Source organism: Pseudomonas sp. P7548 (genome assembly GCF_013386585.1).
Taxonomy (GTDB): domain Bacteria; phylum Pseudomonadota; class Gammaproteobacteria; order Pseudomonadales; family Pseudomonadaceae; genus Aquipseudomonas.
The window spans coordinates 121,131-145,018 of record NZ_JACARO010000038.1; the positions used below are offsets into that span (position 1 = coordinate 121,131).

Sequence of the window (23,888 nt, forward strand, 5' to 3'; positions counted from 1 at the left end):
TTCCCACTCACCATCTGCAAAGGAATGCATCTTTCCATGCACTTTCCACTCAAAAAACTGGTGGCGGCTACCCTGTTCGCGGCCAGCCTGTCGACTCTGTCCAACGCGGCCTTTGCCAACATTACCCCAGAGCAAAGCGCGCAGATTCTGCAGCAGTTCAACGAAACATCGGTCAGCGATTTTCGCGGTTTCCTCGGCGCCCTGACCAAGGGCGACTTAGGAAAAACCAGCGACGTGGGCCCGGCAATCAATGGGTTCCTCGGCAACCAGACGCTGAACGCCGACCAGCAGAACGAAATCAACCGCCTGCTGGGCATCTACACGCGGGTGAAGTACGGCAAGGCCGCGACCGAAACCCTGCGCGAGCTGGTGGAAATCCCCACGTTCAACATTGAAGGCGTGCCGCAGTACAAGAACCCGGAATTCCTCAAGATCGCCGCCAAGATCCAGGACCTGGCAAAGGCCTTCAACCTGAACTTCCGCAACATCGACAACCGCGTGTACGAAATCTCCCTGGAAGGCAGCGGCGATGAAGTGGTGGGCATCCACGCCCATGCCGATGTGGTGCCGGTGACGCCGGAGAACTGGGTGCTCAAAGACGGCACCAAGCTCGACCCGTTCAAGGTCACGCTGATCGGCGACCGCATGTATGGCCGTGGCACCGAGGATGACAAGAACGGCATCGTGGTGGCGATGTACGCCATGAAGGTGATCAAGGAAGAAAAGCTGCCGCTGGCGCGCACCTTCAAACTGCTGGTGGACACCACCGAAGAAACCAACGGCGACGCGATTCCCTACTACTTCGAACACAACCCGACGCCGCAGTACAACCTGGCGCTGGACGGCGGTTACCCGGTGGTCATCGCCGAAAAAGGCTACGGCACGGTCATGGCGACCTTCCCGGTGCGCAAAGGCGAAGGCAAAGGCGCAGAAATCATTTCGATGACCGGCGGCATGGCCACCAACCAGATTCCATCGGCGTCGGTGGCGACCCTGCTCAGCGATAAGCCGGCCGAGCTGGCTGCCAACCTGCAAAAGGCCGGCGCTGAGTATGCAAAGCGCAATGGCGGCAACTTCCAGGTCGACGCCAAAGTGGTCGACAAGGAGGTCAAACTGACGGTCACGGGCGTCTCGGCGCACTCTTCGGAACCGGAAGCCGGCGTCAACCCTGTCGCGCGAATGCTGGGCCTGATCCATAGCCTTGAGGGCAAGGTGGCACTCAAGCACAACCACATCACCGATGCGGCGCACTATGCCGCCGACAACTGGGGCCTGGACTACCTGGGCAATAAACTAGGCGTGGGTTTCTCCGATGCCTTCATGGGGCCGCTGACCGCGTCGCTGACGTTTGTGGGCCAGGATGACAAAGGCTTCAAGCTGGCGGTCAACCTGCGTGTGCCGAAGGGCAAGTCACCGGAAAAACTCAAGGCCGAAATTGCAGACAAACTCAGTGCCTGGGACAAGAAAACCAAAGTGAAGGTGGGCTTCACCTACTCCGTCGCCGAGCCGATGTATCGCAACCCGGAAGGCGAATGGGTGAAGGCCTTGTTGGCAGTGGCCAGCGAGAACCTGGGCATGAAGCACGAATTTGGCACCTCGGCCGGTGCAACCTCCGTGCATGAGCTGCCCAACGGCGTGCAGTTTGGCCTGGCGCGCCCAGAAGTGAAGTACACCGGGCACACCGACAGCGAGTTCAAGACCGTCGACCAGTTCCTGCTGGACCTGCAGATTGTCACCGAGATGATGGGCCGTGTCGGGCAGTTGCCAAAGCTCTGATCACGCGATGAAAACAAAAAGCCCGCCATGATGGCGGGCTTTTTTGTTGGAAGGATCAGTTGGGTGCGAGACCGCCCCGCTCCACCAGCGCCAGCTCGGGGAATTCGAACAACAAGGCTTTATTGCCCCGGCCGATATGTTCCATCACGGCCAAGGTGATGTATTCGCGCACCATCCCGGTGGAAACGAAATACATGGCCCAGGCCTGCTCAGGTGTGCAGTGCCCAATCTGTTCCTCTATTTCCTTGTAGGCTTTGTAGTCGTCCGGCTCCAAGCCGCGTGGGCAATCGCCTCGGCGCATGATTCTTCCCTCCCTGGAATGTCTTGAAGCCGGCACAGCGTGTGAAACGCAGATCAGGTGCCGCTTTTTACCTTGGTCCAGACACGCGTGCGGATGCGCTCCAACTTCGAGGGCAAGGGCTCCAGTGGAACGAGCTCGGCGATGGTCTTTTTGTCTGGGTAGATCCACGGGTTGTCGCGCAGCTTCTGCTCGACGAACTCGGTGGCGTCCTTGTTGGCGTTGGGGTACAGCGTGTGGTTCGAGCTCTTGGCAATCACTTGCGGCTCAAGCATGTAGTTGATGAAAGCCATGCCTTGCTTGGCGTGCGGGGCATCCTTGAGCAGCACGAAGTTCTCCGACCAGACCAGGCCGCCTTCGCGAGGCAGGCTGTAGGCGATGGTGCGGCCGGTGTTGTTCTTCTCGTTGAGGGCTTGCGCCGCCAGCGCGCCGTTGGCCCAGCCGACGACGGCGCAAATGTTGCCGTCCGCCAGGTCGGCATCGATGCGCGATGAGTCGAAGTAGACGATGTAAGGGCGGATTTTCAGCAGCAGTGCCTGGGCCTTCTGATAGTCCTCAGGGTTCTGGCTGTTGCTGGGCAGCCCCAGGTAATGCAGGGCGATCGAAATGATCTCGCTCGGCGAGTCGAGCATGGCCACGCCACACGACTTGAGCTTGCTGATGTTTTCCTCTTTGAAGATCAGGTCCCAGCTGTTCACCGGCGCGTTCTCGCCCAGTGCGGCCTTGACCTTGTCGACGTCATAACCGATGCCGGTGGTGCCCCACAGGTAGGGCACGGCGTAGAGATTGCCGGGGTCGTTCGCCGCCAGCAGGTTGAGCATGTCGGGGTCGATATGGGAATAGTTGCTCAGCTGCTTGCGGTCCAGCGGCTGGAGGACGCCGGCCTTGATCAGGCCTGGCAAGGTATTGGAGGTGGCAACGACGACGTCGTACCCGGTGCGTCCGGCCATGACTTTGCTTTGCATGATCTCGGCGCTGTCGAACGGATCCATGTGCAGCCGTGAACCGGTCTTCTGCTCGAACTGCTTTGGGGTTTCCGGGGCGAGAAGGCCGAACCAGTTATACAGGTACACCCCAGGCGCTGCAGCCTGTGTCGCCGTACTGGTGCCAACAGCAAGGAGCGAGGCCAAAAAAATGGCTCGCAAATGTGATTTACTCATATGACTATCCTTGTCAAAACGATAGGCCCTCATGGCCTTCATTCGCTCGCTGGTGAATATACCGGGCATCGTTGAATAGTAAATACCTACAAATACTTACCTTTGACCTGAAAATCCCTAACCCTAAAGGGGTAGAAAATGTCGCTCGACCTTCATAACCTGGCCTGGCATCGATCAGCGGGGAAGCTGATCATGCAGTTGAATCGCCCAGCCTTCTGGAGCTCGCTGATTCGCGTACTGAATGAATATGTGCAGATCGATAACTGGGTGGTCGTGGTGTTCAGCGACCAGCAAGTGCAAGTCATCAGCCTGCCGGAAGTGGTGGACTCCGAAGAAATCGATGCCTTTATTCATCGCTATATAAAAGGGCTGTACCTGCTGGATCCGTTTTATATCGCCAACCGGGAAAACCCGCAGACCGGCTTTTTTCACCTGCTGGACATCGCGCCGGAACACTTCCTGACCACCGAGTACTACCACCAGTATTTCGCGCAATACATCACCGTCGATGAAGCGCAGTACAACGTGCAGCTCGACGCCGACCGGACGCTGTGCATTTCGCTGGGCAGCAACGTACGCTTCACCCAGGAGCAGATCACGATCCTGGACATCATCAAGCCGTGGGTCACGGCCTTGATGCATCAGCGCATGAGTTTTGAAAGCGAAGTGGAAAAAAACCTCAGCGAGCCACCGGCGTGGTCGGAAACCATTGTGCAGTTGGGCACGCAGATCACCGCCCGCGAAAAGGATGTGCTCAAGTTGCTGTTGAGCGGTTTCTCCAACAAGGAGATTGCTGGCAAGTTGTCGCTGTCGGCGGAAACCATCAAGGTTCATCGGCGCAATATCTACAACAAGCTGAACATCAAGTCGCAGTCCGAGTTGTTTGCCCGGTTCTTCATGCCCAAGCAAGAAACCCATGTGCTGAATTGAGTTCGGCGGCCCTGGGCCGCCGAAGCAATAAAACGCGCAAACAAAAACGCCGATCATCTCTGATCGGCGTTTTTGTTGAATATGGAGCGGGAAACGAGTCATGCACTAGAGCGATAAGTCTCTGTTTCCCAATCACTTTCTCCGCTGTGGTGAGCAGCGAAGGCCTGAATTATAGCCTTGTTTTTCGCCCTCGGCAACAAAGTTCATCCAACGACTTCCATTGAAGTCCAAGGACTGCTCTTTTCGCAGTCGCACCGCCCTACGATGCTGTCGCGATGCAATGGGGCCTCCAGTGGCCAAGGCCGTCGTGCGGCGATAGGCGAATGGAATCAGGGGTTATCAGATTACCGCCTGCTGCATGCGCTTGGTCAACGCCTCGGCGCTTTCCTTGCGCTCGCTATACCTGTCCACCAGATACGGCGACGCATCGCGCGTGAGCAGCGTGAACTTCATCAGTTCCTCCATCACGTCCACAATGCGGTCGTAGTAGGCCGACGGTTTCATGCGTCCCGCTTCATCGAATTCTTGATACGCCTTGGCGACCGAGGACTGGTTGGGGACGGTCAGCATCCGCATCCAGCGGCCCAGCACGCGCATCTGATTGACAGCATTGAAAGATTGCGAGCCGCCCGACACCTGCATCACTGCCAGCGTCTTGCCCTGAGTCGGACGCACCGCGCCGACTGACAGCGGAATCCAGTCGATCTGCGTTTTCATCAGGCCGGACATCGCGCCATGGCGCTCCGGCGAACTCCACACCATACCCTCGGCCCACTGCGCGAGTTCGCGCAGTTCCCTGACCTTGGGATGATCCTCGGTCGCGTCATCCACCAGCGGCAGGCCCGACGGGTTGAACAGCCGCGTCTCGCCGCCCAACGCCCGCAGCACGCGGGCTGCCTCTTCGGCGGCCAGTCGGCTAAACGAGCGTTCGCGCAGCGAGCCGTAGAGCAGCAGGAAGCGTGGCGCATGGGTGGAACGTTCGGGTGCCAGTAGCCGTTCCATGTCCGGCGGCTGGAGCAATGCGGCGTCGATGTTCGGCAGGTCGAGACGGGATTCAGACACGACGGCCCTCCACATCCACTACCGGCTCGCCGTCTTCCTTGTTGAACGCGCCGCGCTGCGGTTGCGGCAGGATGTCGAGCACTGTTTCCGACGGGCGGCACAGGCGCGTGCCCAGCGGCGTGACCACGATAGGTCGGTTGATGAGGATCGGATGTTGGAGCATGAAGTCGATCAATTGCTCGTCGCTCCACTTCTGATCTCCCAGGCCGAGTTCCGCATACGGCGTGCCTTTCTCGCGCAGCACCGCGCGTACCGGGATGCCCATCGCGGCGATCAGCGCCTTCAGCATGTCGCGGTCGGGCGGTGTCTTCAGATATTCGATGACAGCCGGTTCCTCGCCGCTGTTGCGAATCAGGCTGAGGACGTTGCGTGACGTGCCGCAATCGGGATTGTGGTAGATCGTGATGTGGCTCATGTCGAGGTGCCTTCGTTCGAGAGAAGCATGGATTGCTGGCGCAGATGCCTGATCACATAGCCGAACAGGATCGCGCCCGCCGCGCTGATGCCGGTCAGGGCCAGCAGCGTGCCGGGATAGCCGTTGCCGGCGGAATACAGCAGCGAGGCCACGAAGGGGCCGGCGGCCACTGCGATCTGCACGGGTGTCGCCATCGCGCCGCTGATGGCGCCATAAGCGGCCCGACCGTACAGCTCGGCGGGCAAGGCGCCTCGTACGATCGTCATGACGCCATTGCCGATGCCGTAGAGCGCGGCAAACACGACATACACCGGCAGCCACTGCTCGGAAGCAAAGAGCAGGAGCAATGACAGCGGCAGCAGACTGATGGCCGCCATGCCGACCTGGCGCGTGCTGGCCCGCTTGCCGACCGTGGCTTGCACCACACGGCCGAGTACCTGCATTGGCCCGATCAGCGCACCGACCCAGGCCGCATTTGCGGCAGAGATGCCATGTGCCTGCAAGACTGGGATCATGTGCAGCGACATCGCCGCGAACACCAGTGCATTCAGCGTCACAGCCGCCGTGACGAGATAGAACACCGGTTCGCGCATGACCGCGGTGAGATTGCGGGATCGGGTTTCCGTCCGCGCTGGGGGTGTGCCGTGTGCCGGGCCGCGTCCCTTTGGCAGGCTGGCATGGATGGGCAGGCAGATCAGCAGGTTCGCGGCCGCATAGATCAACCAGACCTCGCGCCAGCCGACGTGTTGCAACAGCGTTTGCGTCAGCGGCCAGAATACCGTGCTGGCGAAACCGCCGAACAACGTCAGGTGCGTGATCGCCCGGCGATAGTTGCTGCCATGGACCTGCGTGATGACCGCGAAGGCCGGCTGGTACAAGGTCGCGCTCATGGCCACGCCGATACCGGCCCACACGAGGTAAAGCTCCGTCGCGTTGTGTACCCGCGAGAGGCACGCGAGCATGACGGCGGCCAGCAAGGCGCCGCTTCCCATCAGCAGACGTCCACCGATGCGGTCGATGATGCTGCCGGCCGCGGTCGAAAGCAGTCCCGAGATCAGCAAGGCCACCGAATAAGCCCCGACGATGGCGGGCTTGGACAGGCCGAGTTCGTCCTGCATGGGCTGCATCAGGACGCCGTAGGCGTAGAACATCGACCCCCACGCGACGATCTGCGTCAGTCCGAGCGAGGGAATCAGCCAGCCGCGAGAGCGCGGGATGGTGTTGTCCATGATTACGCTTGGCGCTCGTACCAGCCGCGCGAGCGGTTGACCACGCGCACCACCAGCAGCATCACCGGCACCTCGATCAGCACGCCAACCACGGTGGCCAGCGCCGCGCCCGAGTGGAAGCCGAACAGACTGATGGCGGCGGCCACGGCCAGCTCGAAGAAGTTGCTCGCGCCGATCAGTGCCGAGGGGCCGGCGATGCTGTGCTTCTCGCCTACCTTGCGGTTGAGCCAGTACGCCAGCCCGGAATTGAAGAACACCTGGATCAGGATCGGCACCGCCAGCATGGCGATCACCAGCGGTTGCCGGATAATGGCCTCTCCCTGAAAGGCGAACAGTAGCACCAGCGTCAGTAGCAGCGCGGCGATCGACAGCGGGCCAATACGTTCCAGCGCCCGGTCGAACGCAACCTGACCCCGGCGCAGCAGCGCCCGGCGCCAGAGCTGCGCGAGGATGACAGGAATGACGATGTAGAGCGCGACCGACACCAGTAGCGTGGCCCATGGCACGATGATCGACGACAGGCCCAGCAGGAGGCCGACGACGGGCGCGAAGGCGAACACCATGATGGTGTCGTTCAGCGCCACCTGCGACAGCGTGAACACCGGATCGCCGCCGGTCAGCCGGCTCCACACGAACACCATCGCCGTGCAGGGCGCGGCGGCCAGCAGGATCAGCCCGGCGATGTAGCTGTCCAGCTGCCCGGCCGGCAGCCACTGTGCGAAGACATGGCGGATGAAGATCCACGCCAGCAGCGCCATCGAAAACGGCTTGACCGCCCAGTTCACAAACAGCGTGACGCCGATGCCGCGCCAGTGTCGCCTGACCTGGCCGAGTGCGCCGAAGTCCACCTTCAGCAGCATCGGCACGATCATCACCCAGATCAGCAAGCCCACCGGCAGGTTGACCTGGGCGACTTCCAGCTGGCCAATGGCCTGGAACGCGCCCGGCGCGAACTGGCCCAGCGCGATGCAGGCAACGATGCACAGCAGCACCCACAGGGTCAGATAGCGCTCGAAGCTGCTCATGGCAGATGCGGCCGGCGCGTGACCGGCCGCTTCGGTTTCTGTAGTCATCGCGCCGCCCTTACTGGCGGCCGATGTCGCGCAGCTCGCGCTGCAACGACATGGCGTCCAGGCGCTGGAGCGGCAGCGACAGGAACAGTTCAATGCGTCGGCGCAGCGTGATCGCGGCGTCGAGGAACGCTTTGCGCTGTTGCTCCTCAGTGCCCTCGACGGCTGCCGGATCAGGGACGCCCCAATGCGCCGACACCGGCTTGCCCGGCCACAGCGGGCAAGCCTCCCCAGCAGCGTTGTCGCAAACTGTAAAGATGAAGTCGAACACCGGCGCACCCGGTGCCACGAACTCGTCCCAGCTCTTGCTGCGGTAGCCGGTCGTCGGCAGGTGCAGCCGCTCCAGCGTGGCAAGTGCCAGCGGATGAACCTCGCCCTTGGGGTGACTGCCCGCCGAATAAGCGTGGAAGCGGCCCTTGCCCAGCTCGTTGAGCATGCCTTCGGCAAGGATGGAGCGGGCGGAATTACCCGTGCAAATGAACAATGCGTTGTAGATCGTGTCGGTCATGGCGTCAGCAGTCGCAGCGGGTGGATTCGGAAACCTCGCACACTCCGCCTTGGCAGCAATGCTCGGTCAGGTAGCCGATCAGGCCGTTCATGTGGTCGTATTCGGCGCGATAGATCAGGTTGCGGCCTTGCTGCTCGATGCTGACGAGGCCGGCGTGGGCCAGTTCCTTCAGATGGAAGGACAAGGTGTTGCGGGCCACGTCGAGCTGGTCGGCCAGCACGCTGGGCGTGAGTCCTTCCGGGCCGGCGACGACCAGGGCGCGGAACACACGCAGGCGCTGGGTGTGCGCCAAGGCGCTCAGGGCGGAAACGGCTTGATCTTCGTTCATGATTCGATAGTACAACAATTATTGAATTAATGGATAAGAATCAGCGGGCAAGTCATTCATGGCTTCGCGGCATACCGCCGTCGAGTTCTTGGACTATGTTCCGCGCATCACGCCCATCAAAGTCATCGCGGCAGCAAGATGCTTCTATCAAGAGCGGCGGATGCCTTCTCGCACCACGGACTAGTTCAAGGGAAGGCAGGATGCCTAGCGGGCGATAGAACTGCACTGCATCCTGATGCGATGTGACCATGTTTGGCCCACACCGCAGGCGCGTGAACGCAAAGTGCGTTGGATTGAACCAAGCAAAATGCTTCGCCGCAAGATGCTATGTCGATATATCAGGATGCCGAAACAAGCATGACATGCGCGGATTTCTCCAGGTCCCTCTGGACGTGGAGCAGCGGATGCAATCCCCTGCGCCTTGTGAAACCGTGGGGATATCAGACCATATCGAATCGGTCTTGATGTGCTTGACGCACCCCATGACGCTGGCACCGTGAGCGCAATTGTCGAGCGTGCTTCTTCCTTATTACTCGACGGACCGGCAACTGGTCAATTCTTGCATATCGAGCAAGAGAGAACCACCTGTGACGGGTGCCATGATCTCTTCCGTCCATGTTCCAGGGCATCGCCCCAGGCATCAGCCACAGGCATAACGAAAAAACAGCCCCTTGGTGGGGCAAGAAGGAGCCGGTGATGTAGCGCTTCCGAAAGGAGACGAAAACATGCACAAGGAGCCACCACTATCAAAGGTGTTCTATCGTCCCATCGAAGCTGCCATACGGTGGGCTGGGTTGTTGCGGTACGAAGCGGTGATCGTCGCATCGATCGCATCACCGCGTTGTCTGCCGCAGATGTTGGACTGCCCGCGATGGAACGAGTGTCGGCTGTACTCGGAACGCATCTACGACGGTATCCTCAACGCCGAACTACCCTTCGGCAAGAACGGGATCACACTTAATGACCCAGATCTGGTGAGTTCACTCGATCTGACCGTCCGCCATGTCGATCTGAAGCGGTGGATGCGCACCCACTATCCCGAGCATCGGCCGGGATTTCTGTTCAGTCGCGGCGAGCGCATGGTGCATCCCTTCATCACCATCGAGACAGGACAGGCAATCCTGCTGGAACGGCTGGCTCTGCAGGCCGCGCTGGACCATAGCCGACGCGAGATGCGCGAACTGCAACAGCAACACGAAGTCTTGCTAAAGCAGTCCGCCGTACTGCTGGCTCCCAAGCAGTGCGTGATCAGTGATCGGGCGGAAACTACATACCTGAACATCATCGGCGGCATGCTGACGCTGATGCTGAGCCAATCCCCATCCGGCGTGCCGTACTCCAGCTTCAAGACGCAGGAGGCCATCGTCACCGCATTGCTCGCCCACTATGGCGGCACCATGGGCATCACGGAGCGAACCTTGAACGGCAAGTTCGCCAATGCCAGGAAGAATGTCCGTAGCGCAGCCGCGTGAATTCTTCCATCTTGTATGTGCAGTCGCGGAGATTGCATTTGCAATGTTTTTCCGCAGCCATGTCTATTGAATAGAGGTCACGCCAACAAACGCTACTGAGCGTTCAGGAGTGACCGCCATGTCGCAAATACCTGTACTGCCACCGCACGAGCGCCGCATCCTGCGGCTCGATGAAGTTGAAGCGAAGTCCGGCTTCAAACGCGCCCACATCTACAACCTGATGAAGAAGCGCCAGTTTCCGCAGGCGTTGCGCCTGGGCGTGCGCGCCGTGGGCTGGGATTCGGTCGAGATCGACCAGTGGATCGCCGAACGCCTCAACAACCGGACCTGACCCGCTCCCCCTCGATTTTCCCATCGCCAAACGGAGAGCGCCATGCAGGTCGTATCCATAATTTCAACGAAAGGCGGCGTAGGCAAGACGACTACGGCCGCCAACCTCGGCGGCCTCGCCGCGGACGCGGGGCTGCGTGTGCTGCTGCTCGATCTCGACGTGCAGCCGACCTTGTCGTCCTATTACGAGCTGGCACACCGCGCTGCCGGCGGTATCTATGAGTTGCTGGCGTTCAACGAACGCGCCCTCGATCAGTTGGTGTCCCGCACCATCATCGCGGGCCTGGACCTGGTGCTCTCGAACGATCACCGGGGTGAACTGAACACGTTGCTACTGCACGCGCCAGACGGACGCCTGAGACTGCGGCACCTGCTGCCGGCGCTGGCGCCGCTTTATGACCTGGTGCTGATCGACACCCAGGGTGCACGCTCGGTGCTGTTGGAGATGGCGGTGCTCGCCTCTGACCTGGCGCTGTCGCCCGTGACCCCGGAAATTCTCGCTGCCCGCGAACTGCGACGCGGCACCATGCAGTTGCTGGAGGACATCGCGCCATACCGGCACCTCGGCATCGAACCGCCATCCCTGCACCTGCTCATCAATCGCGTCCACCCCGTGTCCGCGAATGCACGGATGATCCAGCAGGCGCTGCGCGACCTGTTCCAGGACCATGCCGGCATATGCGTGCTGGGCACCGACGTGCCGGCCATCGAGGCCTATCCGCGCGCCGCAACCCGCGGCCTGCCGGTGCATCGCGTCGAGCATCGCCAGCCGCCGGGCAGAGTTGCGCCCGCCGCGCTCGACACCATGCGCGCGCTCGCCGGCGAACTGTTCCCACAGTGGCAAGACAGATTTGCCCTCGTGTCCGGCCGTCCTCCTCGTTCCATTGAAACCGGGAGGTCACATGGCGAACGCACATGAACTGGCCCGCGGCCACAAACGGCTGCGCGCCCTGATTGAGTTTGCGGTGAGCGAAGGCTGGCACGTCAAGCGCACACGGGGCGGACACCTCAAGTTCACCAAGGCCGGCTGCGCCGCCATCTACACCAGCTCAACAGCGAGCGACTACCGGGCGGATCTCAACGCCCGTGCACAGATCCGCCGCGCCGAGCGCGAGGCCCGCATGGCCCGGGCCGTCAACGCCGAGGGATGTGGTCATGGCTGAGATGACCTCCCAGGACATGGCCGGCAAGCTGCTTGCCGCCGGGTTCGAGCGCAGTGGGCCATCGGCCACGGCCTTGAGCGACCCGATCGCCGACACGCCGATGGTCGTGACGCTGGACCAGTTGCGGCCCTACGACCACGACCCCCGCAAAAAGCGCAACTCGGCCTACGATGAAATCAAGGCCTCCATCCGAGAGCGCGGCCTGGACGCGGCGCCAGCGATCACACGCCGTCCTGGCGAGGCGCACTACATCATCCGCAACGGCGGCAACACCAGGCTGGCGATCCTGCGTGAACTCTGGGCGGAGACCAAGGACGAACGCTTCTTCCGCATATCGTGCCTGTTCCGGCCGTGGCCTGCGCGCGGAGAGATCGTCGCCCTGACCGGGCACCTCGCCGAGAACGAACTACGCGGCGGCCTCACGTTCATCGAGCGCGCCCTGGGCGTCGAGAAAGCCCGCGAGTTCTATGAGGCTGAAAGCGGCACCACCCTGAGCCAGTCCGAGCTGGCCCGCCGCCTGGCCGCCGACGGCTTCCCAGTCCAGCAGTCGCACATCAGCCGCATGGCTGACGCGGTGCGCTACCTGCTGCCCGCGATCCCGACCGTCCTATACGGGGGCCTCGGCCGCCACCAGGTCGAGCGGCTGTCGGTCATGCGCAAAGCCAGCGAACGCACGTGGGAGCACTATGCCAAAGGCCGCTCCCTGCCGCTGGACTTCGACAGCTTCTTTCTGGAGGCGCTGTCGCAATTTGATGTCCAGCCCGACGAGTTCTCGCCGCCGCGTGTGCAGGACGAGTTGATCGGTCAGATGTCCGAGCTGCTGGGCATCGACTACGACGTGCTCGCCTTGGACCTGACCGAATCCGAGAGCCGCCACCGCGCCCTGGTCAGCGACCCAACCCCGCCATCGGCGCCGCCGGCATTGCCCGAGCCTGGGGCCATCGCACGGCCGCCGATCGAACCGGCACCGCCCCCCACTACAACTGCACCTTCTGCGGGCCACTCTGCCGACGCGCCGACAAGGCCCCGGGACGATGGGGCCCCGAGCGAGGCATCCGCAGCCAGCCCTGCGGCAGCGAATGGCGGTCTGCTTGACGAGCACATCATCTCTCCGGCACCCACGACGGAGCGGCTCCAGTCCATCCAGCGCATGGTCGCCGACCAGTTGGGCGATGCGCTGCCGCCCGACTTCTCGGCCAACGTCTTGCAGTCGATTCCCGTGCAGGCCGGTGGCCTCTATCCCATCTCGGACATCTGGTATATCGACCCTGGCCTCGACACACCCGACCGCCTGCGCATCCACATCGCGCAGTTCGCGCGCGAGATCGCGGGCGAGGCCGACCTGGACGCGTGTGTCGAGGATCGTTCTGATGGCATCGGGTTCACGTGTCGTGCCCCAGCCCAGGCTTCGTCGCCGCTCGCACGCGCCGTGCTCGCACTACTGGTTTCCCTGGCCGGTCAGCAGCCAGCCGGCGTCGGCTTGGACAGCGGGCAACTCATCACAGACCTGCCAGCGCTGTTGCACGGCCAGGGTCAACGTCGTGACGGCGGGGCCCGGCGATTGAGCGACACCGCGCTGGTCAAGCTGTTTCGTCTGCTGCGGCTGGCCCGGCGCCTGCTGGATCTGGAAGCCGGCGCTGTCGGTTCTGGGATCTGAGCGAGGGAGGCCTGCATGTCCGCACCGAACCCACTCAACCAGGCCGTCATCGCGCAGGCACTCTACGACCTACGCAACGGGCAACTGCGTCGCTGCAAGGCGATGGGGTTCGGCGAGGAAGAGCTGGATGCGCTCAAGCATCCGGCGCTGATCAGCGTGCTGGCCAATGCCAACGTCTCCTGGTGCTCTGTCTCGGTGAACCGGGAAGTGCTCCGGCGATTGCTCAAACAGGCGCAGGACGTGGAGAAGGAGATCGCCACCGTCGATCGCATGCTGCGCCTGGGTGCCAGTACCGAAATGGTGAGCCGCTTCTACGGGCTGACACATCAGGAAGTCGCACTTCGGCGCGAAGTTCTCGGCCTGCCCAAACGCAAGGGGCGCCATCCGGTTCTGGACGAGGAGCAGGACACCGAGCTGTGGCGGCGCTGGAAGGTCGTGACCAGCAGCAGGAACGTCGAGCTGGAGGATGAGACCTCGGTTCTTGATGCGGCAATGGACCTCGCCGAAGGCATGGAGCTGCCGCTGTCGGTGGTCTGGGCTGCGATCAAGAACTGGATCGATCAGGGACTGGGTTGAATCATGGCCGTGGACGACGCTGCACCACGAGCACCACGCCAAGGTCCGGTCGCCCTCGCTGATCTGTTCGACAGCGCGCTGAAAGACCTTGCACCGAAACCTCGCCCACTAGCACCGGCTCCCGCCTTCGCATCCGCGACGTCTCCTGTGTCTGCAACCGGCGACGGTTTCCTGTTCAGTGGAAATCGGCACGAGAGCGTGCCGCGACGGCTGTTCCTCGACCGACGCCTGACGCCGCTGGAACGCAATGCCTGGCAAGTCTTCCGGATGATGCTCAACGAGGATGGCGTCACGGCGTTTCCGACGTATGAGCAACTTCGCCCGTGGCTCGCGTCAATGCCCTGCGCCGGACAGGCCTCCCACGAGACCGTGGCACGGGCGCTGACGCTGTTGCGCCTGACGCGCTGGTTGAGTCTCGTGCGCCGCAGGCGCGACCCCAAGACCGGGCGCATCCTCGGCAACCTCTACGTCCTGCACGATGAGCCCCTGACCCCGTTCGAGGCGATGCAGCTCGACCCGGACTACCTGCAGCTCGTCAGCCAAGCCCTGGGCCATTCGGCCAGGGCCGTTCAGGTCGTGGGCTTGCACACGCTCAATGAGATCGCCGAAGACCCGCTGCTGTCTGGCCGCATGCTGCCCTCGCGGCTGCAGGTCCTTGCCGAACGCCTCGCAAGCCAAGGCATTGGGTCGCAGGAGAGTTATCCACAGGAGGACACGGTTCACGATTCCGAAGAAGGGGCGCCGAGCCTTCTTCGGAATTCTGATCGGCCCTCTTCGGATTCCGAAGCAGGGCCAAAACACGCAGCAGACGGCGCTCTTCGGAATCCGAAACAGGACCGTACTGTACGTAGTAGTCGTATTAATGAAGTACGTACTACCGCGCGTGAGCGTGGGCAGGCGCGCGCGATGCCGGGAGTTCGTCTGCCTGATCGCTTTCTCGGCTTGAAAGATGAACAGCAGGCCGGCGCCATGGTGGCATTGCAGCAGGTCGATGCCCCGCTACGCCAGGCCGTGCTGGACGAATGGGCGGATCGCTGTCGTGGCAGCACCATCCGCAACCCGGCAGGCTACCTGTTCGGCATCATCCAACGTGCCATCCGTGGCGAGTTCAACGCATGGGCCAGGCAAGCTGGGTCAGCACCGCCACCTGCCCCTGCACGAGATGCACCGCCTGAGCCACCGCGCAATGTAGTTCCGCCCGAGGTAGCCCGGCAGCACATCGACCGGCTGCGCGACCTTCTGCGCAGTAGCTGAGCGCGACGAGCGACAAGGGCGTGAAGCAGACGCCCGTGGCCGTCAGTAGAGCTATCCCCTGGGGATAGATGTGATGCAAGGCGTAACACCGAAAGACACAGGCTGGGTGCTTCTGTCCACGGTGCTGCAGTGGCGTCCGGTTCCTGAGCGCACCCACCATCTGCGCGAGCAGCGCTCTGTGGCGTTTGATGGAGCTATCCCCTGGGGATAGCTCGCATTGCGGGCCGCCACCACCACGACAACCGGGGACCAGTTCATTTCGGTTTGTTGACTGACTGCCTTCCGCTGCATGCCGATCCTGACCGCTCCTTTTCCCAAGCGAGCGGACACCATGGCAACCAACGAACCTCTGCAACTCAATCTCGGCTCTTTGCGCAGCGCGATGTCGCTGACGCTTCACACCCACCACGCATCGCGCATCTGGCATGGCCGCGCCGCCGCCGAGGGGCGACCCGGCATCGTCGGCCTGAACGGCTACATCGCCGTGATGAACAAGATGAAGCGCGGCTCGGAACAGGATGACCCGTACAGCGACTGGTGGATGTTGCGCATCGAGGAAAAGCTCGACCAGGCCAAGACCACGTTGCAATCGCTGCGCGAGCAGGTGGACCAGGCATTGGCCGGCGTGCCAGCGGCGTTGAGCCTGGGCGAGAACCTCAACGTGCAACCGGTGAAGCTCCCCTTGTTCGTGAACGCGCAGCTCGGCTTTGCCGCGGTCTATCTCCTGGCCGACTATGACGACATCGCCCGCAAGCTGATCCTCGCCCATCACACCGCGCTGATCGATCGCTCGACATTGGAGCGGTGGCTCAACGAAGGCGCTCACACGCTGCGCAGCCTGTTCAGCCTGGCCCAGCAGTACCGCTACTCGGGATGCACCCGCGACGACTTCGCGGCCAAGAACGCCGCAGCGCGGGCGGCGCTGGAGAAGTTCGGCGACTTGCCGCAGGACGTGCTCGAAGGCGCTCGCCGCTCGAAGTTTGCGCCGCCCGTCGTGCGCCGCGGCCTGCAACAGCGCAGTGATAGCGCTGCCGCAGCCGCACCTCCCAGCGACGAAGGCACTGCCGCCGATCCGGCCGAGGCCAGCACCGGCGAGGACGAACAGGCATGAGCGACCCGAACCGCGAACCTCGCTACTTCCGTGGTCTGGAACAGCCAGCCTTCATGCGGCTGGAACACGCGGCCTCTCTAAAAGGCCTTTTAAAGCCTTTTAAAGGTAAAGGGGACTTCGAGGCCTGGGCCAGCCAGTGCTTCGCCATGCGCGACGAGTTGATTGCCCTGGCGCAGCGACAGGTGCTGCCACAGGCGTGCGGGCATCCCTTCCACCTGCTTCCCGTCGAGCTGGCCCAGCAGATAACTGGCGCGGGAACGACGTTCCTTCGCTGGCGCAAGCACGACCGCTCGGCCATGGGCGTGGCGCTGTGGCAGGAACTGGTGGCGAGCACCAGCACGCCGGTCAACCTGCTGGCCGACCTGCACGCGATCGAGTTACAGCGCATCACGTTGAACATGCAGATCAGCCTGCTGCACACCTTGGGCAGGCAGGCGCAGGAATGCGCCAGCAAAGCGGCCGAAGCGGACAACGCATACCTGCGCCGGCTCAAGTCCACCCCAACCGCAATGCGCGATCGGTGATTGCGCCAGACATCCCAGCACGCACCCGGCGCCGATGAGGCACGGGTATTTCAACCACCACGGAGATCACATCATGAGCACGCATTTTTCTGGCGAAGGCAATATCGGCTCGCCACCGGAGTACCGCGAATTCCCCAATGGCAACGACGAGCCCAACCGCCTGCTGCGCCTGAACGTCTATTTCGACAACCCCGTTCCCAAGAAGGATGGCACCTTTGAGGACCGTGGCGGCTTCTGGGCGCCGGTGGAAATCTGGCACCGCGACGCCGAGCACTGGCAGCGCCTCTACCAGAAGGGTATGCGGGTGCTGGTCATCGGCCGCATGGAGCGCGAGCCCTGGACGGACAACGAAGATCAGCCACGCGAGACCTGGCAAGTCAATGCGCGCAGCGTAGGCATCTTGCCGTACCGCATCGAGTCTGTGGTCCTCAGCCCGAAGCCACAGGAGGCAGAACCGAAGCCGCAGGCCGACCAGGAATCGACCGCGCCGAAAGAGACGAAGCGCCGGAAGTGACCCGGCATGGAGGGCGGCTGCCGCAGCGCTTCGCCGCCCTCCATGCGCCGCGAGCTATCCCCAGGGGATAGCTCCATCAACGTCCACCGACTTCCACGCGTTCCCGCGAATCGCCGCTCCCGAACCGCATACCTCCGGCCACTCGCCATTACCGCACAAGCCCTTCCATCCCGTGAAAGCGGTCGCCGCCGCGTGCCGCTTGTTTGCTGCTGCCCCCGGTGGTGCTCGGCATCCTCGATCCCAGCAACTCCATGAACCATGGGAATCGGATGAACGGATATGCGGCTGTTCTTGTGCGAGAAGCCCTCCCAGGGCAAAGACATTGGCCGGATTCTCGGCGCCACACAGCGCGGTGAAGGCTGTCTCAACGGTTCCGGCGTCACCGTCACCTGGTGCATCGGCCATCTCGTAGAAGCCGCTACGCCCGAAGCCTACGACGAGCAGTTGAAGCGCTGGTCCATCGAGCAGTTGCCCATCATTCCCCAGCATTGGCGGGTCGAGGTCAAACCGAAGACCGCCACGCAATTCAAGGTCGTCAAGGCGCTTCTGGCGAAGGCGACCCAGCTTGTCATCGCCACCGATGCCGACCGCGAAGGCGAGTTGATCGCCCGCGAGATCATCGAACTGTGCGGCTACCGCGGCCCCATCGAGCGGCTGTGGTTGTCGGCACTCAACGATGCGTCCATCCGCGCCGCCCTCGGCAAGCTACGGCCCTCAGCCGAGACGCTGCCGATGTACCACTCGGCGCTGGCGCGATCCCGTGCGGATTGGCTGGTGGGCATGAACCTCAGTAGGTTGTTCACGGTGCTGGGGCGGCAGGCCGGCTACGACGGCGTGCTGTCGGTCGGCCGCGTCCAGACCCCGACGCTCAAGCTCGTCGTGGACCGCGACCGCGAGATCGCAGCCTTCGTGTCCGTGCCGTACTGGGCCATCGTCGTGTCCCTGTCCGCAGGTGTCCAGGCTTTCACCGCGCACTGGGTTCCACCCAATGCCTGCACCGACGACGCAGGCCGCTGCCTGCAGCAGCCGGTCGCACAGCAGGCCATGCAGCAGATCCGCGCTGCGGGCAGCGCCCACGTAGTGTCGGTTGAGACCGAGCGCGTGCGCGAAGGCCCGCCGCTGCCGTTCGACCTGGGCACCTTGCAGGAGGTGTGTTCAAAGCAGCTCGGGCTGGACGTGCAGGAAACCTTGGAGATCGCCCAGGCCCTGTACGAGACGCACAAGGCCACGACATACCCCCGCTCGGATTCCGGCTACCTGCCCGAGAGCATGTTTGCCGAAGTGACCACCGTTCTCGACAGCCTGCTTAAGACCGATCCCTCGCTGCGCTCGATCATAGGCCAGCTCGACCGTTTGCAGCGCTCGCGCGCCTGGAACGATGGCAAGGTCACGGCCCACCACGGCATCATCCCGACGCTCGAACCGGCGAACCTCTCCGCCATGAGCGAGAAGGAACTGGCCGTGTACAGGCTCATCCGGGCGCATTACCTAGCGCAGTTCCTCCCTCACCACGAGTTCGACCATACTGTGGCCAAGCTTTCGTGCGGTGGGCAGAACCTTGCGGCCACGGGCAAGCAGGTTGTCACGCCGGGCTGGCGCCAGGTGCTGGCCGAGCCGCAGTCCGAGGACGGCGATGGCGACGGCGACACCGCGGCCCGCGCCCAGGTGCTACCGGCGCTGCACGAAGGTCTGGCATGTCAGGTGGCCGATATCGATCTGAAGGCACTCAAGACGCTGCCGCCCAAACCGTACACGCAAGGCGAGTTGGTCAAGTCTATGAAAGGCGTCGCCAAGCTGGTGTCCGATCCCCGCCTGAAGCAGAAGCTCAAGGATACGGTCGGCATCGGCACCGAAGCGACCCGGGCCAACATCATCGGCGGCCTGATCGCCCGCGGCTACCTCGTAAAGAAAGGGCGCGCCATCCGCGCCTCGGATGCGGCTTTCACCTTGATCGATGCCGTGCCTGCGGCGATTGCCGACCCCGGCACCACCGCCGTCTGGGAACAAGCGCTCGACATGATCGAAGCCGGCCAGCTCACGCTGGATGTGTTCATCGGCAAGCAGGCCGCATGGATTTCGCAGTTGATCGCGCAGTACGGCAACGCGTCCCTGTCTATCAAGGCTCCCCAAGGGCCGACATGCCCGCAGTGCGGCGCACCCACGCGCCAGCGCAGCAGCAAGAGCGGCCCGTTTTGGTCGTGCAGTCGCTACCCGGACTGCAAAGGCACGCTGCCGGTCGAATCCGGCAGCTCCAAGCGCGCCGCCTCGCGCCCGCGCCGTAGCGGCCGCAAAGGCTCCTGACCGATCCCGTTCCCCGTGAGCCGTGCCCGCCTTCGGCGGCGTGGCCCGTGTCCCGCATGCCCTGCGGGACGCCCAGCGCGCAACGCCTTCTTGATTTGTGTGCGCGTCCCGCCCAGCCGTCCCCGGCCGCGGGACCTGAAGGTAGCTTCTCTGCGAGCCGCACCACGCGCGTTCTGTTGATCTGCGTTTCTTCCGCCCTCTGCGAAGGGTCTCCCGGTGGCTTGCCAGCGTGCACGAGCCACCGGGAGACCCTTCGTGGTCAGCGGTAATCGGTGCCGGTGCCCGCCGGTGCAAAAACGGGCTCCCTTTGTGCGCGGATGTGCGCCAGACGATGCCGGCCCCAGCCACGACATGGGCCGGGTGTGATTGCTGAGAGCAGACGGTTCTAGCGACGACCGGGCCTGCCAATCAGCCCACGGGTGGCTCCTCTTTCCTCCCGAGCCGAAGGCCGCAGGGCCTTCGGCGCCTTTTTCCTGCCCATCAACGTCCCGGTCCGGCCATTGGCCTGGGCCACACGAACAGGAGAGATGACATGCACCCTCAATATTGCGCGCAACTGCTGTACGGCAGTGTGTGCAGCGGCATCGATCCAGCTTCTCCTACCCGTCCTGACAGCCCCGCACTTGCTGCGGGGCTTTCTTTTTCCACGTTCGCCAATCGGGGCTGTAGCAGGTGCCGATTTCCGGCTGACGTGGCTCGACTCGCGCACGAAGCTGCCTGCATGTGTCGCTGATCCGTCAGCACCATGCCAGCAGCCAGGGTTTCCAGGCTGCCGCGGATTCTCTCCGCGCCACCCGCCAGTCCGCCATCGCATCGAGTCTGCGGACGCGCGTCCTCGTGACGCCGATGCTTTTTCTCAACCGCATGCGGGAGCTGCCATCCCGTGAGGGACAAGGCCCTCGCTTCTCCAAGGAGCCCATCCATGTCCCAGCAAGCCTCTTTCGGCCAGTTGGCCTTGATCCATTGCGGCAAGTTCCTGCCGCTCGAAGTCCTGCATAGCGCCGCCGGCCACTACATCGGCACGCGCGATACCGAAGGTCCCGTTTCGCGGGAATCCAGCGAGTACTTCCGCAGCTATGTCGCGGCTCAACGTGCCCTAGAAAGAGGCGGCTGGTCCCAGCTCGCCACGCCCTGATCCAACTGGAGGAATCACGTCATGAACCAGCTTTTGCCACAGGAAGTCGTCGATCAGATCATGCGGGAAGAGCAGCATTTCGCCGCCGCGCCCCAAGCCTTCTTCGAGGCCTGGAAGCGCGGTGTCGAGATCGCTGGCCCGCAATGGTTTGGCGACGGCACACGCGAAGGCCTGAACCAGGCCAAGAGCAAGTGGGATCTGCGTCCCGACATGCTGCGTGCCAACGACGCTCTCGGCGTCCTGAGCAGCGGAGAACGCATGTTCCTGTCCGCCATGTTCAGCTTCTACAACGCGCGCGAGGGCGGTGCCATGCTCAAACGCTGCCACTTCCAAGGACTGTCGGACTTCGACGGTCTCGATCTGCAACGCCGCAAGGTCATCGCCGACCTGCTGGTGAACTACAGCGGTTGGTGAGCCGGCTTCCGGAATATCACCACCTTGTCGTTCGCCACCCCATGAGGGACATGCGCCCACCAGGCCATGTCCCTCAATTTTCCCTCCGTCAGCCAGCGCGGATTGGCCCAAAGCCATCGATCAGTGCCGCCTGACGCTTTTTCGACTTTCAACCCACCGGGGTCCAGTTCCCGGTGGCGGGGATTGGCTCCATTATTCAATCTGGAGAAATCCTATGACCCAGAATCCCAACCCCTTTGTACGCGGCTACTGGAATCTGAAAATCGTCCGAACGCTGTGCATCAGCTACGAAGACGGAAGCCCGCATGTGTGGCGAAACATCCACGCGAGCCAACAGCACCTCTCCGACGAGGAGCTGGTTTCTTCCCCCTGCATCGTCACCAGCGACTTCGCGGTGGTCAGGAATGGCACTGTGCCTGTCAGTGCCGAACTGATGGCCGAATGCGATGCCATTGAAGGCGTCAGCGGCGAAGGCGTGGTGGGTGCGGTGGTTTATGCCATCCATGGCGACGACCTGGACGGTCGCCCGGTCCACGTCGGTGATACCTATTCGGCCGAGGCCGCGCGAGACGTGGTGCAGCGGTTGGGTTTCGAGACCGGCTATTACAGCCGATGCTGGGAAATCAGCAGCGCGCACATCAGCCAGGAAACCGGCCAGTACCTGGCCAGCCTAGCGGACCTTGCGACACCGGAGGCCTTTCTGTTCATCGCCTTCCGGGTTCCATACAGCCCAGCGATCGGCGTCAAGCTGATTTCCACGCCCTGGACAGACAAGAACCTGGAGTATGCCGAGGGCATCAGTGCGGAGCAGCTTCGGCAGGAACACCGGGACAAGGGCATGCCTGACGACCTGGCGAACATTCTTGAATTGGCCGGCCAGGCCGATGTGCGCATCCTCATCCTAGACGCTGACGCACCCGCGCTACTGGGCCTGCCACTGGCCGAGATCTAGCAGACGCGCGACGCGCAAGCCTTCCCCTTTATCCCCCACATGCCAGCCCGCCTCCCACCAGGAGCTGGGCCGGTTCAATTCCATAGGAGCAATCTCATGTTCCCCGATCTCATCTCGCCTACGCCTGACTTCGAGAATCAGCTTGGAGCCTGCGTTAACGCCATGAGCCAGAACGACGCCATCGGCCAGATTCTGGTGTTCGAGCGCATGAGCGGCACGCTGCACATGCGCCATATCGACAGCGCCGATCTGATGGACACCGACATTGACGACTACGAAATGGTCGTGTTTGACGGTGGCAATACAACCGGCGACACGTGGAAACACGTGTTCTTCCCACGTCAGCGCGAACACTATTTCGTGTACGAAGCCTGACATCTCCAGCCCCTTTCGAGGGGCTTTTTCTTGCGCTGAACCGGGCTGCGTGGACAAAGGGAAACACCCGGATGCCAATTGATTGCTGCCGCGCGCGCAAGGGCCGCCCATGCTGACCCCATGCCTGCTGACGTTGTCAGCGACATGCCAGGCAATCATCGGTCTTCGAGGTTGCGGCGCAGTTTCCACTGCGTGACCGAGCCAGCTCGCACCGCATCCATACGCGAGCGGCCACCAGTCTCTGGTGGTGGATGCTTTCGCCTTATCAACCCACCGCGGGGTTACGCACCTTTCCCCGCATGCGTGGGCTCGGTGTGTCTCCGCTTTTCCCAATGGAGATTCACCATGAACACCACGTCCAACGAGAAATCGTATTTCGACCTCCACACATCGGGCATCGGCTACATCCAGCGTGTCCGTGAAGTGCCCGTCAGGGGCGGCCGCCGTGCGCAGCCCTTCCTGGCATGCACCATCGCCGCATTGGTCGGCCCCGCCAGGGACCCCAGCTACCGCTACTTCGATGTCAAGGTCTCGGGTGCCGAGGCCAAGAAGCTCGTTCAGCGCTACATCGGCGTTGACGATTCCAAGCAGCGCCCGCTGGTGCGCTTCCGCCTCGGCGACCTTTGGGGCGATGCGTACATCCGCGACAAGGGCGAAAACCAGGGCAAGGCCGCCGCGTCCCTCAAGGCGCGACTGCTCAAGGCCGAGCCGATCGAGCGGGCCGAACTGGCTTCAATCGAGCAGCACGAGCTGATTACCCGTGGCATCGGCTACCTCAACCGTCCGAAGGACGTCACCCCCAAGGATGGCGATCCGTTCCTGTCATGCTCCATCGCCGCATTGGCCGGACCTGTCGATGAACCGGAATATCGGTACTTCGACACGATCGTCGCCACCCTCGGGGCCGAGCATCTGGTTCGCCGATGCGTGCAGGCCATCGAAGGGGATCGCAAGGTGCTGATCGCCTTCCGTCTCAACGACATGAAGATCGATCCGTACATCCGTACCAAGGGCGAGCACGCTGGGGCACCGGCCGCAAGCCTGGAGTCGACGCTGATCCACATCGGTCTGATCAAGATCGATGGCACCCAGGTCTATCCGATGAGCCAGGCGCAAGCCGAGGCGCCAACGGTGGAGGACGCACCCGCGCCCGAAGCCGACAACGCCATCGACACTGCCGCCGACGCCGTTTCCGACCTACCCGTCGAGTCCGCCGAGCGCGAGCCCGAGGGTGAAGTCGAGGAGCAGGAGCCGGCCTTGGTCGCTTCGTTTTGATCCGGCATGGCCCCTCATGGGGCCTTGTCGCTTCTCCTCCCTAGCATCCGCCGCGTCCC

Annotated in this window: 26 protein-coding genes; 18 read left to right on the top strand and 8 right to left on the bottom strand. The window is 62.7% G+C overall.

Annotation, left to right across the window (positions count from 1 at the left end; genetic code table 11):
* The first annotated feature begins 36 nt into the window (after positions 1 to 36).
* Positions 37 to 1,776, top strand: coding sequence for a dipeptidase (locus HX803_RS16240; RefSeq protein WP_178921893.1), 1,740 nt, complete (start codon positions 37 to 39; stop codon positions 1,774 to 1,776).
* A 55-nt stretch (positions 1,777 to 1,831) separates the two neighbouring features.
* Here the strand turns inward: HX803_RS16240 and HX803_RS16245 are convergent, their stop codons facing one another.
* Both HX803_RS16245 and HX803_RS16250 read right to left on the bottom strand, forming a co-directional pair.
* A complete protein-coding gene (locus tag HX803_RS16245; protein ID WP_176996459.1) occupies positions 1,832 to 2,077 on the bottom strand; it encodes a hypothetical protein in 246 nt (81 codons plus the stop codon).
* Positions 2,078 to 2,130: 53 nt separating this feature from the next.
* Positions 2,131 to 3,234, bottom strand: coding sequence for an extracellular solute-binding protein (locus tag HX803_RS16250; RefSeq protein ID WP_178921895.1), 1,104 nt, complete (start codon positions 3,232 to 3,234; stop codon positions 2,131 to 2,133).
* 138 nt (positions 3,235 to 3,372) lie between these two features.
* Between HX803_RS16250 and HX803_RS16255 the strand changes: the two genes are divergently transcribed.
* Entirely contained in the window at positions 3,373 to 4,164 is a 792-nt protein-coding gene (locus HX803_RS16255) for a LuxR C-terminal-related transcriptional regulator (protein ID WP_178921897.1), read from the top strand.
* 339 nt (positions 4,165 to 4,503) lie between these two features.
* Here the strand turns inward: HX803_RS16255 and arsH are convergent, their stop codons facing one another.
* The 6 genes from arsH to HX803_RS16285 are packed head-to-tail and all read right to left on the bottom strand — an operon-like array spanning position 4,504 to position 8,776.
* Positions 4,504 to 5,226, bottom strand: coding sequence for an arsenical resistance protein ArsH (gene arsH / locus HX803_RS16260; protein ID WP_011871430.1), 723 nt, complete (start codon positions 5,224 to 5,226; stop codon positions 4,504 to 4,506).
* A complete protein-coding gene (gene arsC, locus HX803_RS16265) occupies positions 5,219 to 5,641 on the bottom strand; it encodes an arsenate reductase (glutaredoxin) (RefSeq protein ID WP_009876563.1) in 423 nt (140 codons plus the stop codon). The genes arsH and arsC overlap by 8 nt, the downstream gene beginning before the upstream one ends.
* Complete coding sequence (locus HX803_RS16270; RefSeq protein WP_009876564.1) at positions 5,638 to 6,870, bottom strand: MFS transporter; 1,233 nt, start codon at positions 6,868 to 6,870, stop codon at positions 5,638 to 5,640. Before HX803_RS16270 ends, arsC begins: the two co-directional genes overlap by 4 nt.
* Before the next feature lie 2 nt (positions 6,871 to 6,872).
* A complete protein-coding gene (arsB, locus tag HX803_RS16275) occupies positions 6,873 to 7,943 on the bottom strand; it encodes an ACR3 family arsenite efflux transporter (protein WP_178921899.1) in 1,071 nt (356 codons plus the stop codon).
* Between the two features lie 10 nt (positions 7,944 to 7,953).
* Positions 7,954 to 8,448: an arsenate reductase ArsC gene (locus tag HX803_RS16280; protein ID WP_009876566.1), complete on the bottom strand. Its 495-nt coding sequence runs from the start codon at positions 8,446 to 8,448 to the stop codon at positions 7,954 to 7,956.
* Between the two features lie 4 nt (positions 8,449 to 8,452).
* Positions 8,453 to 8,776, bottom strand: a complete 324-nt coding sequence (locus HX803_RS16285; protein ID WP_009876567.1) for a helix-turn-helix transcriptional regulator — start codon at positions 8,774 to 8,776, stop codon at positions 8,453 to 8,455.
* Between the two features lie 725 nt (positions 8,777 to 9,501).
* Here HX803_RS16285 and HX803_RS16290 point away from each other — a divergent pair.
* The 16 genes from HX803_RS16290 (at position 9,502) to HX803_RS16365 (ending at position 23,829) form a co-directional block, all read left to right on the top strand.
* Positions 9,502 to 10,248 carry a hypothetical protein gene (locus HX803_RS16290; protein ID WP_011871432.1) on the top strand — a complete coding sequence of 249 codons (747 nt, stop codon included), beginning with the start codon at positions 9,502 to 9,504 and terminating at the stop codon, positions 10,246 to 10,248.
* A 118-nt stretch (positions 10,249 to 10,366) separates the two neighbouring features.
* Positions 10,367 to 10,579, top strand: coding sequence for an AlpA family transcriptional regulator (locus HX803_RS16295; protein WP_009876569.1), 213 nt, complete (start codon positions 10,367 to 10,369; stop codon positions 10,577 to 10,579).
* A 42-nt stretch (positions 10,580 to 10,621) separates the two neighbouring features.
* Complete coding sequence (locus HX803_RS16300) at positions 10,622 to 11,497, top strand: ParA family protein (RefSeq protein ID WP_011871433.1); 876 nt, start codon at positions 10,622 to 10,624, stop codon at positions 11,495 to 11,497.
* Positions 11,481 to 11,741: a hypothetical protein gene (locus HX803_RS16305; protein ID WP_009876571.1), complete on the top strand. Its 261-nt coding sequence runs from the start codon at positions 11,481 to 11,483 to the stop codon at positions 11,739 to 11,741. Before HX803_RS16300 ends, HX803_RS16305 begins: the two co-directional genes overlap by 17 nt.
* Positions 11,734 to 13,398 carry a ParB family protein gene (locus HX803_RS16310; protein ID WP_009876572.1) on the top strand — a complete coding sequence of 555 codons (1,665 nt, stop codon included), beginning with the start codon at positions 11,734 to 11,736 and terminating at the stop codon, positions 13,396 to 13,398. Before HX803_RS16305 ends, HX803_RS16310 begins: the two co-directional genes overlap by 8 nt.
* A gap of 15 nt (positions 13,399 to 13,413) precedes the next feature.
* The gene (locus HX803_RS16315; protein ID WP_009876573.1) at positions 13,414 to 13,974 is read left to right on the top strand and encodes a DUF2857 domain-containing protein; all 561 of its coding nucleotides are present in this window, start codon (positions 13,414 to 13,416) and stop codon (positions 13,972 to 13,974) included.
* A 3-nt stretch (positions 13,975 to 13,977) separates the two neighbouring features.
* Positions 13,978 to 15,228: an STY4528 family pathogenicity island replication protein gene (locus tag HX803_RS16320; protein WP_011871435.1), complete on the top strand. Its 1,251-nt coding sequence runs from the start codon at positions 13,978 to 13,980 to the stop codon at positions 15,226 to 15,228.
* Between the two features lie 331 nt (positions 15,229 to 15,559).
* Positions 15,560 to 16,339, top strand: a complete 780-nt coding sequence (locus tag HX803_RS16325; protein WP_011871436.1) for a PFL_4669 family integrating conjugative element protein — start codon at positions 15,560 to 15,562, stop codon at positions 16,337 to 16,339.
* A complete protein-coding gene (locus HX803_RS16330) occupies positions 16,336 to 16,863 on the top strand; it encodes a DUF3158 family protein (protein ID WP_011871437.1) in 528 nt (175 codons plus the stop codon). Before HX803_RS16325 ends, HX803_RS16330 begins: the two co-directional genes overlap by 4 nt.
* A 73-nt stretch (positions 16,864 to 16,936) precedes the next feature.
* Complete coding sequence (locus tag HX803_RS16335; RefSeq protein WP_009876576.1) at positions 16,937 to 17,377, top strand: single-stranded DNA-binding protein; 441 nt, start codon at positions 16,937 to 16,939, stop codon at positions 17,375 to 17,377.
* Positions 17,378 to 17,656: 279 nt separating this feature from the next.
* Positions 17,657 to 19,678, top strand: coding sequence for a DNA topoisomerase III (locus tag HX803_RS16340; protein WP_009876577.1), 2,022 nt, complete (start codon positions 17,657 to 17,659; stop codon positions 19,676 to 19,678).
* A 922-nt stretch (positions 19,679 to 20,600) separates the two neighbouring features.
* Complete coding sequence (locus HX803_RS16345) at positions 20,601 to 20,813, top strand: hypothetical protein (RefSeq protein WP_009876578.1); 213 nt, start codon at positions 20,601 to 20,603, stop codon at positions 20,811 to 20,813.
* Positions 20,814 to 20,834: 21 nt separating this feature from the next.
* The gene (locus tag HX803_RS16350; RefSeq protein ID WP_009876579.1) at positions 20,835 to 21,227 is read left to right on the top strand and encodes a hypothetical protein; all 393 of its coding nucleotides are present in this window, start codon (positions 20,835 to 20,837) and stop codon (positions 21,225 to 21,227) included.
* A gap of 214 nt (positions 21,228 to 21,441) precedes the next feature.
* Positions 21,442 to 22,179 (top strand): hypothetical protein, encoded by a 738-nt coding sequence (locus HX803_RS16355; RefSeq protein WP_009876580.1) that lies wholly within the window; start codon positions 21,442 to 21,444, stop codon positions 22,177 to 22,179.
* 96 nt (positions 22,180 to 22,275) lie between these two features.
* Positions 22,276 to 22,554: a hypothetical protein gene (locus tag HX803_RS16360; protein WP_011871439.1), complete on the top strand. Its 279-nt coding sequence runs from the start codon at positions 22,276 to 22,278 to the stop codon at positions 22,552 to 22,554.
* Positions 22,555 to 22,899: 345 nt separating this feature from the next.
* Positions 22,900 to 23,829 carry a DUF3577 domain-containing protein gene (locus HX803_RS16365; protein ID WP_009876582.1) on the top strand — a complete coding sequence of 310 codons (930 nt, stop codon included), beginning with the start codon at positions 22,900 to 22,902 and terminating at the stop codon, positions 23,827 to 23,829.
* The last annotated feature ends 59 nt before the right edge of the window (positions 23,830 to 23,888 follow it).